The following is a 14,361-nucleotide window of genomic DNA, read 5'->3' on the forward strand; positions in this document are numbered from 1 at the left end:
CAAAGATGGGGTGTTGGGTTTGAAAAAGACAAAAGCATATGCACAAAAAGGCAGATTTTTCCGTATTCAAACTGCTGGCGTATTGTCAGCCATACTTTTGTTCACGTTGGTTTTAAGTGCTTGCGGAAATGGGTCCACCGACAGCAACGCTTCTTCCGGTAGTGACGGCAAAGGTTCGGTCGAGCTGCTGAACGTATCGTACGATCCGACGCGCGAACTGTATGAGGAATACAACAAAGCTTTCCAAACGTACTGGAAAGGTAAAACGGGTCAGGAAGTGACTATCAAGCAATCGCATGGTGGTTCTGGTAAACAAGCACGCGCAGTCATCGACGGATTAAAAGCCGATGTAGTCACACTGGCACTTGGTTACGATATCGACGCCATCGCTGAAAAGGGACTGCTGCCAACCGACTGGCAAAGCAAATTTGAGCACAACAGCTCTCCTTACACATCGACCATCGTCTTCCTCGTACGCAAGGGCAATCCCAAAGGCATCAAAGACTGGAACGATCTGATCAAACCGGATGTACAGGTTATCACTCCGAATCCCAAAACGTCCGGCGGTGCGCGCTGGAACTATTTGGCGGCATACGGTTACGCATTAGAGCAGAACAACAATGATGAAACAAAAGCGAAAGCTTATCTGTCCGAGCTGTTCAAACATGTACCGGTACTCGACACTGGCGCACGCGGCGCTACAACTACCTTTGTGGAAAAAGGCATCGGCGATGTATTGATCGCTTGGGAAAATGAAGCCCTGCTGTCGCAAAAGGAACTGGGACCAGATCAATTCGAGATTGTGTATCCGTCGATCAGTATTCTGGCAGAGCCGCCAGTAGCTGTCGTAGACAAAGTAGCCGAACAGCACGGCACGCAGGAAGTAGCGAAGGCGTATCTGGAATATCTGTTCTCGGATGAAGGGCAGGAGATTGCGGCGAAGAACTTCTATCGTCCGATCAATGAGAAGATCGCTGCCAAATATAAAGATACTTTCAAGGATATGAAGCTGCTGACGATCGACAAGGACTTTGGCGGCTGGAAAAAAGCACAGGAAACACATTTCAGCGACGGTGGTGTATTTGACCAGATTTACACACCAGGCTCCTGATCTGTAATACAAAAGCGCATACGTTCAGTATGAACATGAATAGATGTGAATAACAAGCAATAGCAATGGACAGGAACAATCAGCGAAACACGGCTGCGACATACGTTGCAGCTGTAGCTGTTTACAGGGGGGAAACAGATGAGTACGAAAGCAGCTATACAGCCAGGAGCATCCTCGCGCCGGGTTCGCAGCATCTTGCCGGGCTTCGGGTTGTCGATGGGATTTACGATTATCTACCTCAGTCTCATCGTGTTGATTCCGCTAGCTGGATTGGTGATCAAAACGACCGAGTTAAGCTGGAGCGGCTTCTGGGAAACGGTCACGGCAGCGCGCGTGCTGGCTTCGTACAGGGTAAGCTTTTTGACGGCATTTGCGGCAGCGCTGGTCAATCTGGTATTCGGTCTGCTGCTGGCATGGGTGTTGGTGCGTTATCGGTTTCCCGGCAAACGATTGATCGACAGTCTAATTGATCTGCCATTTGCGTTGCCGACGGCTGTGGCGGGCATTGCACTCAGTACGATCTATGCGCCCAACGGTTGGATCGGTCAACTGGTGGCGCCGCTCGGTATTAAGATCGCTTATACACCGCTCGGTATTACGATTGCACTGATCTTTATCGGGGTGCCATTTGTCGTTCGGACGGTACAGCCGGTATTGCAGGATTTGAATAAGGACACCGAAGAAGCGGCGGTGATGCTGGGCGCGTACCGACTGAAGATTTTTTTCAAAGTCATTTTGCCCGAATTGTGGCCAGCATTGTTGACCGGATTTGCACTTGCTTTTGCACGGGGCATTGGAGAATACGGTTCGGTTGTATTCATCTCCGGCAATATGCCGCTCAAGACAGAGATTGCGCCGCTGCTCATTATGACCAAGCTGGAGCAGTACGATTATGCGGGTGCAGCGGCGGTGGCGCTAGTTATGCTTATAATTTCATTTATTTTGCTGTTATTGATCAATGTACTGCAATGGCGAATCAATCGCAGTGCAGTAGAGGGGAGGTAAAGGATGGGGGGAGCACAATTGTCAGCCAAATCGGTATCTTCCCGCAGGCAACCTCGCCATATTACCGAGTCGGCTGGGATTCGCTGGACGTTAATCGGTATTGCGCTGTTATTTCTAGTATTAATCGTCGTTCTGCCATTGGTCTGCATTCTGATCGAAGCGTTCAAAAAGGGCTGGGAAGTGTATGAAGCCGCAGTCATCGATCCCGACGCACTGTCAGCGCTGCGGCTTACGTTGCTCATTACAGCGATTGCGGTTCCGCTCAATACGCTGTTCGGTATTGCAGCAGCATGGGCGATCAGCAAATTCCGTTTTCGCGGTAGAAATGCGCTGATTACATTGATCGATATTCCATTTGCAGTCTCGCCGGTTATTTCTGGTCTGGTGTATATTTTGCTATTCGGGGCGCAGGGATTCCTCGGTCCTTGGCTGGATGAACACAATATTCAGATTGTATTCGCATTACCGGGGATGGTGCTGGCGACAGTATTCGTGACCTTGCCGTTTGTCGCGCGCGAGTTGGTGCCGCTCATGCAAGCGCAAGGCACACAGGAAGAGGAGGCGGCAGTCAGTCTCGGTGCACGCGGCTGGCAGATTTTCTGGCGGGTGACGTTGCCGAATATCAAATGGGGGTTGCTATACGGAATCGTGCTGTGTAGTGCGCGCGCGATGGGTGAATTTGGTGCGGTGTCTGTCGTATCTGGTCATATTCGCGGGGAAACGAACACACTACCGCTGCATATTGAGATTCTATATAACGAGTATCAGTTTGCAGCTGCTTTTGCCGTATCGTCGATTCTGGTGTTGCTGGCATTAATTATTCTCATCTTAAAATCAGTGCTGGAATGGAAAATGGATCGCGCTACGCACCAGTCTTGATTGATCTACTCTATAGTAGAAATTGTATAGCAGAAACGTCATTCAGATCAGCATACGTATACCATTTGGAAGCGCTTGTAAAATAAATATGCCGACACACGTTTTAACGATAGGCAAGCCTCTGCTAAATGGGTAATAAGTGGATAATGCCTGTTGAAGGAGGGAATTCATGTGAAGGTAGAACAAGCTGAATTGAACACCGTTTCATGGGACGAGCCGCTTCGGCGGATTATGGAACAGCTGGCCCGTTCGGAACCGACGCCGGGCGGAGGCAGTGTTGCTTCCATCGTCGCTGCATTAGGAGCAGCAATGACCTCAATGACGGCAAACTTTTCCCAAGGTGAGGGATATGAACATATACAGCAGCATATGGCACAGGCTCTACAGGATATGGAGTACATTTCCACAGCATGCGAATGGTTAATGGCAGAGGATATTGAAGCGTTTGGTCAATATATCGAAGCTTTGCAATTGCCCAAATTAACACCGGATCAGCAGGAGGAGCGTCGACAGACGGTGCATGAGACACGGATTCAGTCGATCGACACGCCACTGCGGCTGATGGAATGCTGTTTGTATGGGATGTACAGTGCTGCACCGCTGATCGACGTATGTAATCGTACGGTATTGTCGGATATTGGCATCGGGATTATTCTGTTTGAAGCGGCGGCGCATAGTTCATTGTTGACTGTGAATATCAATCTGGTCACATTGCATGACGATGATCTGAAGCAGGCATATGCTGGTTATGCAACCGTCCTGATGAACAAAATCACTGACCGTAAAATGGAATTGCTAGAACAGGTACAACGCCGCATTCACGAAAATGCCTAATATGAAAAGGTATGACATCATAGATTGCAGATCGTTCATACAGATCATTCATATGGATGAAAAGACTGGCGAAACATAGCCGAATATCAATGGTGGATCGTACAATCAGACAAGACAATGATAAAAGCCCCTTACTCGTTGCCGCCAATCTTTCATGGCTGTAAACGATAAGGGGCTTTGTATGTTAGCTGTTGTAGCAATGGATCATTTAATATCCAGCATCATCTACCACGTTTCTATATACGCTGTACCGTCAGTCATATTGCTAGTCCAACTTGTTGCCAAACGCATAATTGCTATGATACTCGCGGTAATATTCCTTGTCTCTCCACTCCGATACCATCTCGCAGCTGCCTATATACAGAATATCATGTCCACGAATTAACCATTCTAGACCATGCTCTGGTTCCCATTCACATTCCAGCTCCAAATGCAGGACTGGATCAGCGGTTTCGGCAGTATATTCTTCTGGAAATGCCGGGATTTCCATGCTCATCGGGGCGATATATTGCAAAATATCCTCTGGCTGCTGGATCACTGGCGGCGTCTCGCCAACATATGCACAGAAGTCGAGACAGTAATCATAGCTATACCGATACAACTGCTGCAACAATGCCGGACTCAGCGCCTGAAACGCCTGTGCACAACGCTCGGCATACATCAGTGGGATGTTCGGCTCAATCGCATTCACCTGAATCGGCTGCCCAAAGAGTGAACTGTCAAACAGAGCGCTCAGGTATCCTTGTGTTTCGGTGATTTCTTTTAGCAACGCAGCTGGCAACTTGACTCACTCCTTAGCCCATATTTTTCCCGTAATAAATCTCGTTCATTTCTCGTGTGAGCCTGTCAGTAATATGCTGCTGCTCTTCTGGAGATAATGAGTCGCTGGTATATCCGAACAGATAATTATCCAGATCGAATTCTTTGCGTTTACATTTTGTATGGAAAATATTCTCTTGATAAATATTCACATCAATCATCTGATACAGATCCTGTACCTCAGCTGGAATGAAATTCTGAATTGAGCTAATATCATGATCGATAAACAGCTTGTTGCCTTCGATATCGCGTGTAAATCCGCGCACAAGATAATCGATAGTCATAATGTCCGTATCAAAGGAATGAATCATAAAATTAAGCGCCTTGAGCGGAGAAATCTCACCGCAGGTGGAGACATCAATATCCGCGCGGAAGGTGCTAATGCCCTCATCGGGATGATATTCAGGATACGTATGCACTGTAATATGGCTTTTGTCGAGATGAATCAGCACATGCTCTGGCAGCGGTCCCGGCGACTCCTCAAAAGAAGCATTCGGCGCTGTCTCGACCGGACCTTCCGAGATCAGCATCGTGACGCTGGCACCTTGCGGTATATAATCCTGCTTGGCGATATTGAGCACATGCGCACCGATAATATCCGATACATTGGTCAGAATACCACTAAGTCGATCTGCATTGTACTGCTCATCGATATATTCCAGATACGCTTCGCGCTCCTGCTTGGTGCGAGTATAACAAATGTCGTACATATTGAAACTGAGTGATTTGGTCAGATTGTTAAAGTTATGCAGTTGAATACGCTGCTGTTTGGTCAAGCCCACAATCATTACCTCCCATTCGTAAAATGTACGTGGATACAGATGATGTTATTGTTCATTTACCCAATGAATGATCTATTCCGACTGTGAAAATGGTATCGTAAACGTTCCCGCTGTCTGCGAATGCGAGAGTGCACTATGTAAAAAAGCGCGAATCAATGGATGAACGACATTGCGAAATACGGATCGCTCAGGTTGAAACAGCGTCCCGACGTAAAACGGATGATTCTCCAACTCGGCAATGCGTGCTTCTCCATTCCAATCCCTGCCAGTGATAGCAAACCCTTGCTCAGCAAATAGGTCTACATACTGCGCATTCAAACCGTAATTGCAGATACCATATTGCTCACTAATCTCTGTCATGCCGTATATCGTAGCAATCTTAGAATGCGGCTTCAGCGTAAAATGGTGGGTCTGTTCATTGACGAAACAGGTGAGCGGAGTCACGATTAACGTATTGGCTTCTGGATTGGATTCGGCATGATCAGCTTCCTGTAAATGCAGTACATGACGGGCAAATTCAATCAGCAGATGCTGATAACCACCGCATGTTCCGAGGGTAGGAATCTGTTGCTCACGCGCATATCGAATCGCTTGCAATGCGCCTTCCATATGGATATAGGGTGTAGCCGGAGCTGCCCAGACTGCATCGTAACCAGATAACAAAGGAATTGTTGTGTTGTTCAATTCTGGCGTGGGTAACCACTGTAATTCTGCTTGACACTGCAAATGTTCCGCTGCCAAAGCGATTGCTTGTGGAATGGCAATATGCGCTTTTGCTTCTGGTTGATAGTCGCCGATAATAGCAATTTTGAGCATAAAAAAGAGACCACCTTTCCATTCAGGAATGCTGCCGTATCGTTCAGGCAGTTGGATTAAAACGTTATTGTAATGGAAGAATGAAAGGCAGTCAAAACTTGTGGATCAATAGTGATACGATCCAGCTGTACTCCAGTGGCTACGGCAGTGTCGTTTGCCACAGATAGCTATTTTTAGATTCATGTTTTGAGGTTGCCGTCAGTGATGCTGGCGAGATCGATTCATGATGGTGATCCGATTGTCGTTCAGCAGCAGATACGTATCTTTTCCTGTCTGAATCATGATCCGATCCCTTGTACTATACGGTGTATGCAGCAGGGTAGAGTGGAATTCCGAGCATAGGATGTCTTGATCCAGCGTTACGTAGACGGCTTCATGCAGAGGGATTTCCAGCTTGGACTGCTGCCAGTCAATGGTCAGCTGATTGTCATCGCGGGCAATTTTGATACCGGTCATGGCAATTCCTCCTTCTGGTTCAACAGAATGGTCACGCTGAAAAAGAAAGCTAAAAAAGAAAATAGAGACGATCCAATCCATGCTTATGCGCGTCGCGTCTAAACAGTGATGAATATGCCTCTATATCTTTAGATTACCCAGTTTCAGGGACGTGTCAAGCACCTTTGTTGCCATTTGCCATCACTTGTGGATAGTGAATAATGCTGAACCGCGCACCGCCAAGCGTCGAAGGGCTATACACCAGATCGGCATGCAGCCGGGTCGCAATTTGTTTGCTGATTGCTAGCCCCAAGCCGGTCACTCCATTCGTTCCGGTGTAGAAGCGGCGAAAGATATGTTCTCGCTCCGATTCCGCCAAGCCCGGTCCATCATCATCAATATGCATGATCCAATCCGCCACACCGTCATCTGGGCATTCCAGTATCATCTTGACCTGAGATGCGCTGTGTCGAACTGCATTTTGCAGCAAATTGAGCAAAATCTGAAATAGCTGTTCCGCCGCAATCGGTACGGTATGCGATACACCTTCTGCGTGCAGCTGTACGCCATGCTGACGAGCTGCTGGTAGCAGGAGATAGACGGCTTCTTCTGCCATACTTTTCAGATCGACTTCGGTGATCGGCCATTCCTCATCCACACTTTCCAAACGAGATAGCTGAAGCAGCTTGCTGACCATATCGATCAGTCGCTGCGATTGAGCAGAGATTACATCCAATCCTTGTTCTACCGGCATCACTTGATCCTGAATCGCATACACATAGCCCTGAATCGACATGAGCGGTGTCTTTAACTCATGCGATACATTTTGCAGAAATTCCAGCTGATGCCGATGATGCAGCTGTAGCCGATCCGCCATCACTTGAAAGGTGCTGATCAGCTCACCAATCTCTGTATGATCCGCCTGCAAAAAAGGCTCCCGGTTCATCAGATGTGGCTCATACTGACTGACCGCTTCCTTGAGCCGATTGAGCGGCTGCACAGTGCGCCAGACGGCAAACAATCCAATCAACAAAATGACGATAAAGCTCGCTGCAATCGATAGCATCGTCGTTCGCATTAACGGAATATACAGAGCGCGCAGCGAAGAGAGCGGAGAGTACAGGATGACTCGAAACGGCTGATGCGACAGCTTGGCTTCGCTGTATAACACTTTGCTGCCGCTGATCTGCATAATGCCTTCGCGACCTGTTGGAAAGTTGGGCAAGGTTTTGCCAACCTGACCGGAGTTGCTGGACGCAATAATTTTGTCATGCGTATCCAGCACAAAATAATCGGCATAAAACAGTACATCTTTAATAAAAAAGCGAAAGCTGTCGCTATCCAGACTGTCCAGATCATCGGCATTGACCATATGCGCAGCTTTCATCGTTTGATCCTGCAACTGCTGCTTGACCTGATTGAGCAAAATGTCATCCAGCAGTCGAATAAAGAAGAAGCCAGTAATGCCAACCGTCACCAGCATACCCGCCAGCAGAGCAATTAGCATTTTGCCACGGATCGTCTTCATGGATGATGCACCGCCGCTTTGTAGCCAAAGCCCCATACGGTATCAATCGTGAGCGTCGAATGATGCTGAGACAGCTTTTTGCGAATACGTTTGACCAGATCATCCACAACGCGCACTTCGCCGAAAAAATCATAATTCCATACTTGCTGAATCAACTGCTCGCGGCTGAACGGACGATCCAGATGCTGTGCCAAGAATAACAGTAATTCAAATTCACGCCCGGTTAGCGATAGCTCCTGCTCCTGTACATGCACGCGCCGGAATTCCTCCGACAGCTGTACATTGCCTGCACTCATATACGAAGCATGCTGTGGCATAGCGTTGCCGGGAAGAACAGGGATGGGGGCATCGACCGCATTCAGCTCGTTGCCTACGGCAATTCGCGTGCTACGGATCAGGCGTAGCATGCTTTTCACCCGTGCGACTAGCTCGCGTGGATTAAACGGTTTGCTTAGAAAATCATTACAGCCCAGCTCCAGCCCATTCAGTCGATCCACTTCTTCTCCGCGCGCGGATATGATGATGATCGGCATCTCGGTAAACGTACGCAGCTCGGTTAGCAGGGTCAATCCGTCAATGCCCGGCAGCATAATATCGAGAATGAGACAATCGGGATGCTCGCTTTTCACCTGCTCGACTAGCTCGCGACCATGAGCGAATGAGGTTACTTCATATTGTTCTTTTTTCAAATAGCCAGTAATGAGCTGCAAAATATAATGATCGTCATCAACGACAAAAATACGGGTCATGGAGTCACCTCGAAATGAAGATTTACATATGTCACTTTTAATGTATCAGATGACAGGGGGCAAGATCAAAGCTATGAAGATGACAAAAAAGTAAAGAAAAAGACGGAACTCCGGGGGAAGTTCCGTCTTTTTATGGCGAGTTTTTCTACCTGTCAATCAGGGCATTGACAGGATATTGAATCAACATCAAACGCAGGGAGCCTTTGGAGCATGTGATCGATAGATAGAAAGGGAAGATCCATAGGATCAAGCCTCATGTTTATTTGTGGGAAGTTGTTTTACCTGTTGTTTTGCTAGTGGTTGCGCCTTTTTTAACTGGCGCTGTTTGGTGAGTAGTCACTTTGCCTTTGTGAGCGGCTTTTTTGGTAGTGTGAGCTGCTTTTTTGTGAGCTGCGCTTGCTTTGTGTGCAGCTGCTTTTGTTTTATGCGCGGTTGCTTTTGTTTTGTGCGTCGTTGCAGTTGCTTTGTGAGCCGCTGTTTTGCTAGTTTTCTTTTTACCAGTTGTTGCTTTGTGTGTTGCGGTTGCTTTTTTATGGTCAGCTGTTGTTGTTTTACCCGTGGACTTGGTTGTTGCAGCTGTCGCTTTGTGAGTCGATGCTACCGGTGTTTTGGAAGTTGTTTTCGCTGTTGCAGCTGGTGTTGTTTTGGTCGCTGTTGCGGAAGTAGAAACCACTTTTTTCACTGGCGTTGTTGTGGCAGGGGTTGCTGCGAATACGCTGCTTGCTCCACCGAGTACACTCACTGCTGTCAGTAATGCTGCTACATTTTTTGTCCATTTTTTCATGGGTAGGTCACCTCGTTAATAGATTTGTTTGCCATCGAAGTTGCTTCTGCCGTCAGGTACGCTGTCGTCTTCACGGTTGGTGAAGCGGTGCGCCTTGTCGGCAAAGTGTATTGTCAACTGCTGATGTAAGATCATCTTAACAAGGGATTATGTGAGAACAATGGGAGAGATGTGTGAAAAGTATATGAAATTCAATTATCGCTGTACTGCCCGTTTGCGGGTCATCAGCCAGAACAGGATAGTGATCGCCAGCGGGTACAGAATCGCCCAACCGGTAAATGGAAACACAATCAGTGTAAATGCAAACGAGATGCCGCTAATCCAGCGTCCAACCTTTTCCTTCCATAACAAGCGTACGCCGGCAGCACAGCCTGCTAGATACGTCAGAATGAAAGCGGAGTTCGGCAATTGTAATAACAATTCAAGCTTGAGCAGACCTGTCGCATACAGAGATAGAATGATCACAAAGCAGCTTCCGAGAAAAGCGATGCCTACTGTCGGTGTGCGAAAGCGCGGTGACAGGTGGCTGAATGGACGGGCGGCATATCCGCTACGGGACAGTGCGAAGGCGACGCGAGATGCAGCACCGATATAAGCGACTGTAGTCGCTGTACAGATACAGGCAGCGGTCAGACCGGATAACACAGCACCCCAGATGCCGAGTCGGCTACCAATCAGATGAACGAGCGAAGCATCCGCATCGTTGAGATAGCTCTGCGTGCCAATCGTAACGATGGCAGTGAGTAAGTATAGCAGCCCGACGATGGAAGCGGCGATTATGACGCCGCGTACGGCTGCCTTTTGCGGGTCTTTGAATTCTTCAGACAGATGCGATACCGCTTCCCAGCCGATAAAGCACCAGAACAACATCGCTGCCGATTGACCGACACTGAACCAGCCCTGCGGCATGAATGGTGTGAAGTTGGATACTTTCATATCCGGGATGGCGACGACAATCGCAAGACCAAGCACAAGAATAATCGCGCCGACGACTACGACTTGAATTTTACCGGCAAGCTGAAAGCCAATCCAATTGATCAATAGACTGAACAGCAGCAGGGCGGCGGCAATCGTGATGCGTATCGGTTCACTCCAGCCGAGTGCTGCGGTCAAATAACCGGCACCAGTTAGTGCAGCGACTGGCGCACCAATCGGCACCGACATCAGGAAAAACCAGCCGATCAGCGCCCCCAGCCGTGGACCAAAGGCAAGCGAGACAAAGTGCGATACACCGCCAGCATTAGGATAGCGCGCTGACAGCAGTCCCATGGACAAGGCGAGCGGTAAAATGAGCAGTGCCATACATATCCAGGCGATAATCGCGGATGGACCTGCCATATGAGCGGTAATGCCGGGCGTAATCAGAATACCGGAGCCAACGACTGCACCGATATACAATGCGACTGCTTGCGGCATATTGATCGTTCTGCCAAGATGAGCGTTCTGATTCCCGGTTGACGTAGAAGAGGGATGCGATGGGGCGGCTGTAGCGGCACCCGATCCAGAATTGTGCGAAAGGGTCATATATTTCCCTGCTTTCCTTGTTATTTGTTCCAGCGTAGCAGATAATAGACTCATCGGTAAAACGGATATAACGAATGCTGACCATCGGTATTTCCGATGGAAGAAATGATAGATATGGAAAAGGAGAGATGCAGCATGGAATCACGTCATTTGTTTACATTTCTGACGGTGGTGGAGACGGGAAGTTTTACGGCAGCTGCGCGCAAGCTGGATTATGCGCAGTCCAGTGTTACCGCGCAAATTCAGTCGTTGGAGCAGGAGCTGGGTACGCCGCTATTTGACCGGATTCATAAACGGATTTTGCTGACGGATGCGGGACGGCGTTTGCAGCCGTATGCGCAGGAGATTTCGCGCATGCACAATCTGGCACGCGAAGCGATTGTATCGGGCGATCAGATCGGCGGGGTGCTGCATATCGGTGCGCCCGAATCGCTGGCGGCATTTCGTCTACCGCCCATTATTAAGGAGTTCCGGCAGCAGTATCCGTCGGTGCAGATTATTTTGAAGCCGGGTGCGTGTGAGGAACTGCATGAGATGTTGCGGCGAGGCGAGCTGGATATTGTCTTTTTGCTGCAACCGCATATGGAAGATTACGAATTAAAAGTGGATATGCTTGTGGAAGAGGAGATGGCACTGGTCGCACCGCCGGACCATCCGCTGGCAATATTGTCCCATGTGGAGCCGCATCATCTGCGGTACGAGACGATTCTATATACCGAAGCAGGCTGTAATTATCGACTGTTGTTTGAGAAGACGCTGAATCGGCACGGCGTTTTCCCAGATCCAAGTATTGAATTTTGGAGCAATGAAGCGATCAAGCAATGTGTGATGGCAGGCCTGGGGCTCGCCTTCCTACCGCTTATTACGGTAGAACGCGAGTTGGAAGAGGGCAAAATGGTTGCGCTGAACTGGGACGATACCGACCAGCGCGTCTGCACCCATATTAGCTATCATACGAAAAAGTGGCAATCGCCTGCGCAGAGCCGCTTCGTCCAGATGACCCATCAGCATGCTGAACGCTGGCGCCAATCTGTGCAATTGGCACATAGTCAACTGTAACGAACCATGCTGCGAGTTTCTAACATCGCTTGACCGTCGGTTGTTCGCATCTCTATATGTATATCTATGTAAAGGTGTTACGCAATCCATAGATATACGTATGAATGCTCATAATTAGTAAAATTATTTTCAAAATTAATAAGATATATTTTTTATAATTTACGATATATGTATATTTATTGATTGAACTCAAAGGAAATTAGTTATAAGAATTTGTTATGTTCCAAGAATAAATTACTTTTTTAGTTGAAGTTTTGCACGTAATCAACTAAATACTCATAAAATTGCTCACTCAAATTCGTGAGATATAAACTGATTTAGTATCTGTATAATATTATAGAAGCCTTATGAATTCGTAAGACTTCTATGATATTGGAAATATATCCTTTGCTATATATTAGCAAGGCTATAATAACTCTTATCATCTGAGGGTATCAATCTGTACATTTTTGATTCCATCAATGATAAATAGTTTTGAATTCTCTTTACATTCTAAATGTATACGACATTGTCCATACTTCTCGAAGTAATCCATAAAAGCTTCAAGGCTACCTACCACTTTTCCCATCTGTGATTCCTCCCATCATATATAAATCGCTAAAAAATATCTCAATTAAAATATATTTTTCTCTTTCTTGAATTTTTATTTGGATATCATCTTTAAAATTTACATACAGAGGTTTGTCAAAATACTGGGAAATATCAACAGAATTTTGTATTTTATTTTTAATTAAATCAAATTCATCCTGTTTTTCAATGAATTTTCCTACCATGGGATACAATATTGTTCCAGTGTAATCGGATAGCGGAAAAATTCCGATGAAGATATAATTTTTTATCTCGTTTAAAGGAATTATTAAGTGTGATCCACATATGTCTACTGCTAGATGGTTAAAATCTTGTGCTTTTATTGTGGCAAAAAGCGTACGTTTCCAACCAATATCAATAATTTGGGACATCATTCCAATAGATTCACTAAACCCTAATTTGAAAAAATCATTTCTATAGTATTGGAACAACTTTTTGAAATAAATTGCAGATTCAGAAAGGTAGCCTTTTCTCTGCAAATGTTAATGAGATACCGTACAGTGCAGTCTTATTTTGCGTATCTCGTAATAAACATTCTTCAAAATAATCTATAGCATCATCATATAATCCGAAAAAGCGATAAAGTTCACCTTTATGGGAATACGCATTTGATAATTCTGGATCCAATTGTAGCGTTTTATTGATATGAAATAGAGATTCCATGTAAATACCACTGTGAAAGTAAACAATACTAAGGTTTAAATGTGCACTTACGAAATCTTGGTCTAACTCTAAGCATGCTTTAAAATGTCGAATTGCTTTCTCTTTAGAGTCATCATGTTCTGATATTAAATAGGTGTAGCCTAGGCTGTAATGAGCAATTTCTGATTCTTTCATATTTAAAATCTTTTCAAACTGTTCGATGGCTTCATCAATTCTATTTAGTCTACCTAAGGAGCTTCCTTTAATAAGGTTTGCATCATAATGAGATGGATTTAATTTTAAAACTTCGCTACTGTATTCTAAAGCATTTTCATAATCATCTAGCATTTCAAAAAGAACAGAACAATGGAATTTTATAACTTCCTTTTTATAAAGTTTATCCAAAGCTAAATATATTTCTAAGGATTCTTTAAATTCCTCATTGTCGAAATGTTTCTGCGCAAGTTGAATGTTAGCTTCTAACTCACTAAGAATTTCTTCTTTAGTTTCACCTAACATAGATATAGTTTGACTTGGCTCAATAAATTGAGATTCGTAAGCGCTCTTTATAATGTGATTGATAATCGACTCAGTAGAGTGATCTTTGACAAACTTCTCTAATTCAGATAACGATAAGGAGCCTCTATTAGCCCTTAAAAATTGAATATGAACTATTATGGTATTCATAAAGTTTGACATATCAACTGTAGTCTTGTTTTTCTCAAGCCATTTTAGAACTACAAAATAAAGAGCCATATACGCCATGTTTTCAGGTAATTCTAAAAACTCATATCTAAATAAACAAT

15 protein-coding genes are annotated in these 14,361 nt (G+C 46.0%); 5 read left to right on the top strand and 10 right to left on the bottom strand.

All coding sequences use genetic code 11. The annotated features are described in order from the left end of the window. Positions 1-19: 19 nt before the first annotated feature. From ACE3MZ_RS06400 to ACE3MZ_RS06415, 4 genes are all read left to right on the top strand, one after another. Entirely contained in the window at positions 20-1,111 is a 1,092-nt protein-coding gene (locus ACE3MZ_RS06400) for a sulfate ABC transporter substrate-binding protein (RefSeq protein ID WP_411345630.1), read from the top strand. A 138-nt stretch (positions 1,112-1,249) separates the two neighbouring features. Then, positions 1,250-2,116, top strand: coding sequence for a sulfate ABC transporter permease subunit CysT (gene cysT / locus ACE3MZ_RS06405; RefSeq protein WP_411345631.1), 867 nt, complete (start codon positions 1,250-1,252; stop codon positions 2,114-2,116). A 3-nt stretch (positions 2,117-2,119) separates the two neighbouring features. After that, on the top strand, positions 2,120-2,995 hold the full coding sequence (gene cysW, locus ACE3MZ_RS06410) for a sulfate ABC transporter permease subunit CysW (RefSeq protein WP_411345632.1): 876 nt from the start codon (positions 2,120-2,122) through the stop codon (positions 2,993-2,995). 171 nt (positions 2,996-3,166) lie between these two features. Then, positions 3,167-3,829 carry a cyclodeaminase/cyclohydrolase family protein gene (locus ACE3MZ_RS06415; protein WP_411345633.1) on the top strand — a complete coding sequence of 221 codons (663 nt, stop codon included), beginning with the start codon at positions 3,167-3,169 and terminating at the stop codon, positions 3,827-3,829. A 265-nt stretch (positions 3,830-4,094) separates the two neighbouring features. On the opposite strand, the gene ACE3MZ_RS06420 is transcribed toward ACE3MZ_RS06415, so the two are convergent. The 8 genes from ACE3MZ_RS06420 to ACE3MZ_RS06455 form a co-directional block, all read right to left on the bottom strand. Further along, positions 4,095-4,610, bottom strand: a complete 516-nt coding sequence (locus ACE3MZ_RS06420) for a DUF6985 domain-containing protein (RefSeq protein WP_411345634.1) — start codon at positions 4,608-4,610, stop codon at positions 4,095-4,097. 13 nt (positions 4,611-4,623) lie between these two features. Next, positions 4,624-5,436: an adenosylmethionine decarboxylase gene (gene speD / locus ACE3MZ_RS06425; RefSeq protein ID WP_411345635.1), complete on the bottom strand. Its 813-nt coding sequence runs from the start codon at positions 5,434-5,436 to the stop codon at positions 4,624-4,626. A gap of 66 nt (positions 5,437-5,502) precedes the next feature. Next, entirely contained in the window at positions 5,503-6,246 is a 744-nt protein-coding gene (locus tag ACE3MZ_RS06430) for a glutamine amidotransferase-related protein (RefSeq protein WP_411345636.1), read from the bottom strand. A 198-nt stretch (positions 6,247-6,444) separates the two neighbouring features. Further along, complete coding sequence (locus ACE3MZ_RS06435) at positions 6,445-6,702, bottom strand: hypothetical protein (RefSeq protein WP_411345637.1); 258 nt, start codon at positions 6,700-6,702, stop codon at positions 6,445-6,447. Positions 6,703-6,856: 154 nt separating this feature from the next. After that, complete coding sequence (locus ACE3MZ_RS06440) at positions 6,857-8,209, bottom strand: sensor histidine kinase (RefSeq protein ID WP_411345638.1); 1,353 nt, start codon at positions 8,207-8,209, stop codon at positions 6,857-6,859. Beyond that, positions 8,206-8,958, bottom strand: a complete 753-nt coding sequence (locus tag ACE3MZ_RS06445) for a response regulator transcription factor (RefSeq protein ID WP_411345639.1) — start codon at positions 8,956-8,958, stop codon at positions 8,206-8,208. Before ACE3MZ_RS06445 ends, ACE3MZ_RS06440 begins: the two co-directional genes overlap by 4 nt. A 259-nt stretch (positions 8,959-9,217) precedes the next feature. Continuing rightward, positions 9,218-9,742 (bottom strand): hypothetical protein, encoded by a 525-nt coding sequence (locus tag ACE3MZ_RS06450; RefSeq protein WP_411345640.1) that lies wholly within the window; start codon positions 9,740-9,742, stop codon positions 9,218-9,220. Between the two features lie 195 nt (positions 9,743-9,937). Continuing rightward, the gene (locus ACE3MZ_RS06455) at positions 9,938-11,158 is read right to left on the bottom strand and encodes an APC family permease (RefSeq protein ID WP_411346717.1); all 1,221 of its coding nucleotides are present in this window, start codon (positions 11,156-11,158) and stop codon (positions 9,938-9,940) included. 243 nt (positions 11,159-11,401) lie between these two features. Between ACE3MZ_RS06455 and ACE3MZ_RS06460 the strand changes: the two genes are divergently transcribed. Next, positions 11,402-12,325, top strand: a complete 924-nt coding sequence (locus tag ACE3MZ_RS06460; RefSeq protein WP_411345641.1) for a LysR family transcriptional regulator — start codon at positions 11,402-11,404, stop codon at positions 12,323-12,325. A 548-nt stretch (positions 12,326-12,873) separates the two neighbouring features. Here ACE3MZ_RS06460 and ACE3MZ_RS06465 read toward each other — a convergent pair. Further along, positions 12,874-13,287 carry a hypothetical protein gene (locus ACE3MZ_RS06465; protein ID WP_411345642.1) on the bottom strand — a complete coding sequence of 138 codons (414 nt, stop codon included), beginning with the start codon at positions 13,285-13,287 and terminating at the stop codon, positions 12,874-12,876. A gap of 79 nt (positions 13,288-13,366) precedes the next feature. Then, on the bottom strand, positions 13,367-14,320 hold the full coding sequence (locus ACE3MZ_RS06470; RefSeq protein WP_411345643.1) for a tetratricopeptide repeat protein: 954 nt from the start codon (positions 14,318-14,320) through the stop codon (positions 13,367-13,369). Positions 14,321-14,361 lie beyond the last annotated feature (41 nt).

The organism is Paenibacillus sp. WLX1005 (assembly GCF_046603685.1).
Taxonomy (GTDB): domain Bacteria; phylum Bacillota; class Bacilli; order Paenibacillales; family Paenibacillaceae; genus Saccharibacillus.

Excerpts from the sequence above, each read along its gene's own strand:
- ACE3MZ_RS06470 (WP_411345643.1), bottom strand. The coding sequence starts at position 14,320 with ATGGCGTATATGGCTCTTTATTTTGTAGTTCTAAAATGGCTTGAGAAA.
- ACE3MZ_RS06445 (WP_411345639.1), bottom strand. The coding sequence starts at position 8,958 with ATGACCCGTATTTTTGTCGTTGATGACGATCATTATATTTTGCAGCTC.
- ACE3MZ_RS06465 (WP_411345642.1), bottom strand. The coding sequence starts at position 13,287 with ATGATGTCCCAAATTATTGATATTGGTTGGAAACGTACGCTTTTTGCC.
- cysW (WP_411345632.1), top strand. The coding sequence starts at position 2,120 with ATGGGGGGAGCACAATTGTCAGCCAAATCGGTATCTTCCCGCAGGCAA.
- ACE3MZ_RS06440 (WP_411345638.1), bottom strand. The coding sequence starts at position 8,209 with ATGAAGACGATCCGTGGCAAAATGCTAATTGCTCTGCTGGCGGGTATG.
- ACE3MZ_RS06455 (WP_411346717.1), bottom strand. The coding sequence starts at position 11,158 with ATGCCGCAAGCAGTCGCATTGTATATCGGTGCAGTCGTTGGCTCCGGT.
- ACE3MZ_RS06450 (WP_411345640.1), bottom strand. The coding sequence starts at position 9,742 with ATGAAAAAATGGACAAAAAATGTAGCAGCATTACTGACAGCAGTGAGT.
- ACE3MZ_RS06435 (WP_411345637.1), bottom strand. The coding sequence starts at position 6,702 with ATGACCGGTATCAAAATTGCCCGCGATGACAATCAGCTGACCATTGAC.
- cysT (WP_411345631.1), top strand. The coding sequence starts at position 1,250 with ATGAGTACGAAAGCAGCTATACAGCCAGGAGCATCCTCGCGCCGGGTT.
- speD (WP_411345635.1), bottom strand. The coding sequence starts at position 5,436 with ATGATTGTGGGCTTGACCAAACAGCAGCGTATTCAACTGCATAACTTT.
- ACE3MZ_RS06460 (WP_411345641.1), top strand. The coding sequence starts at position 11,402 with ATGGAATCACGTCATTTGTTTACATTTCTGACGGTGGTGGAGACGGGA.
- ACE3MZ_RS06430 (WP_411345636.1), bottom strand. The coding sequence starts at position 6,246 with ATGCTCAAAATTGCTATTATCGGCGACTATCAACCAGAAGCAAAAGCG.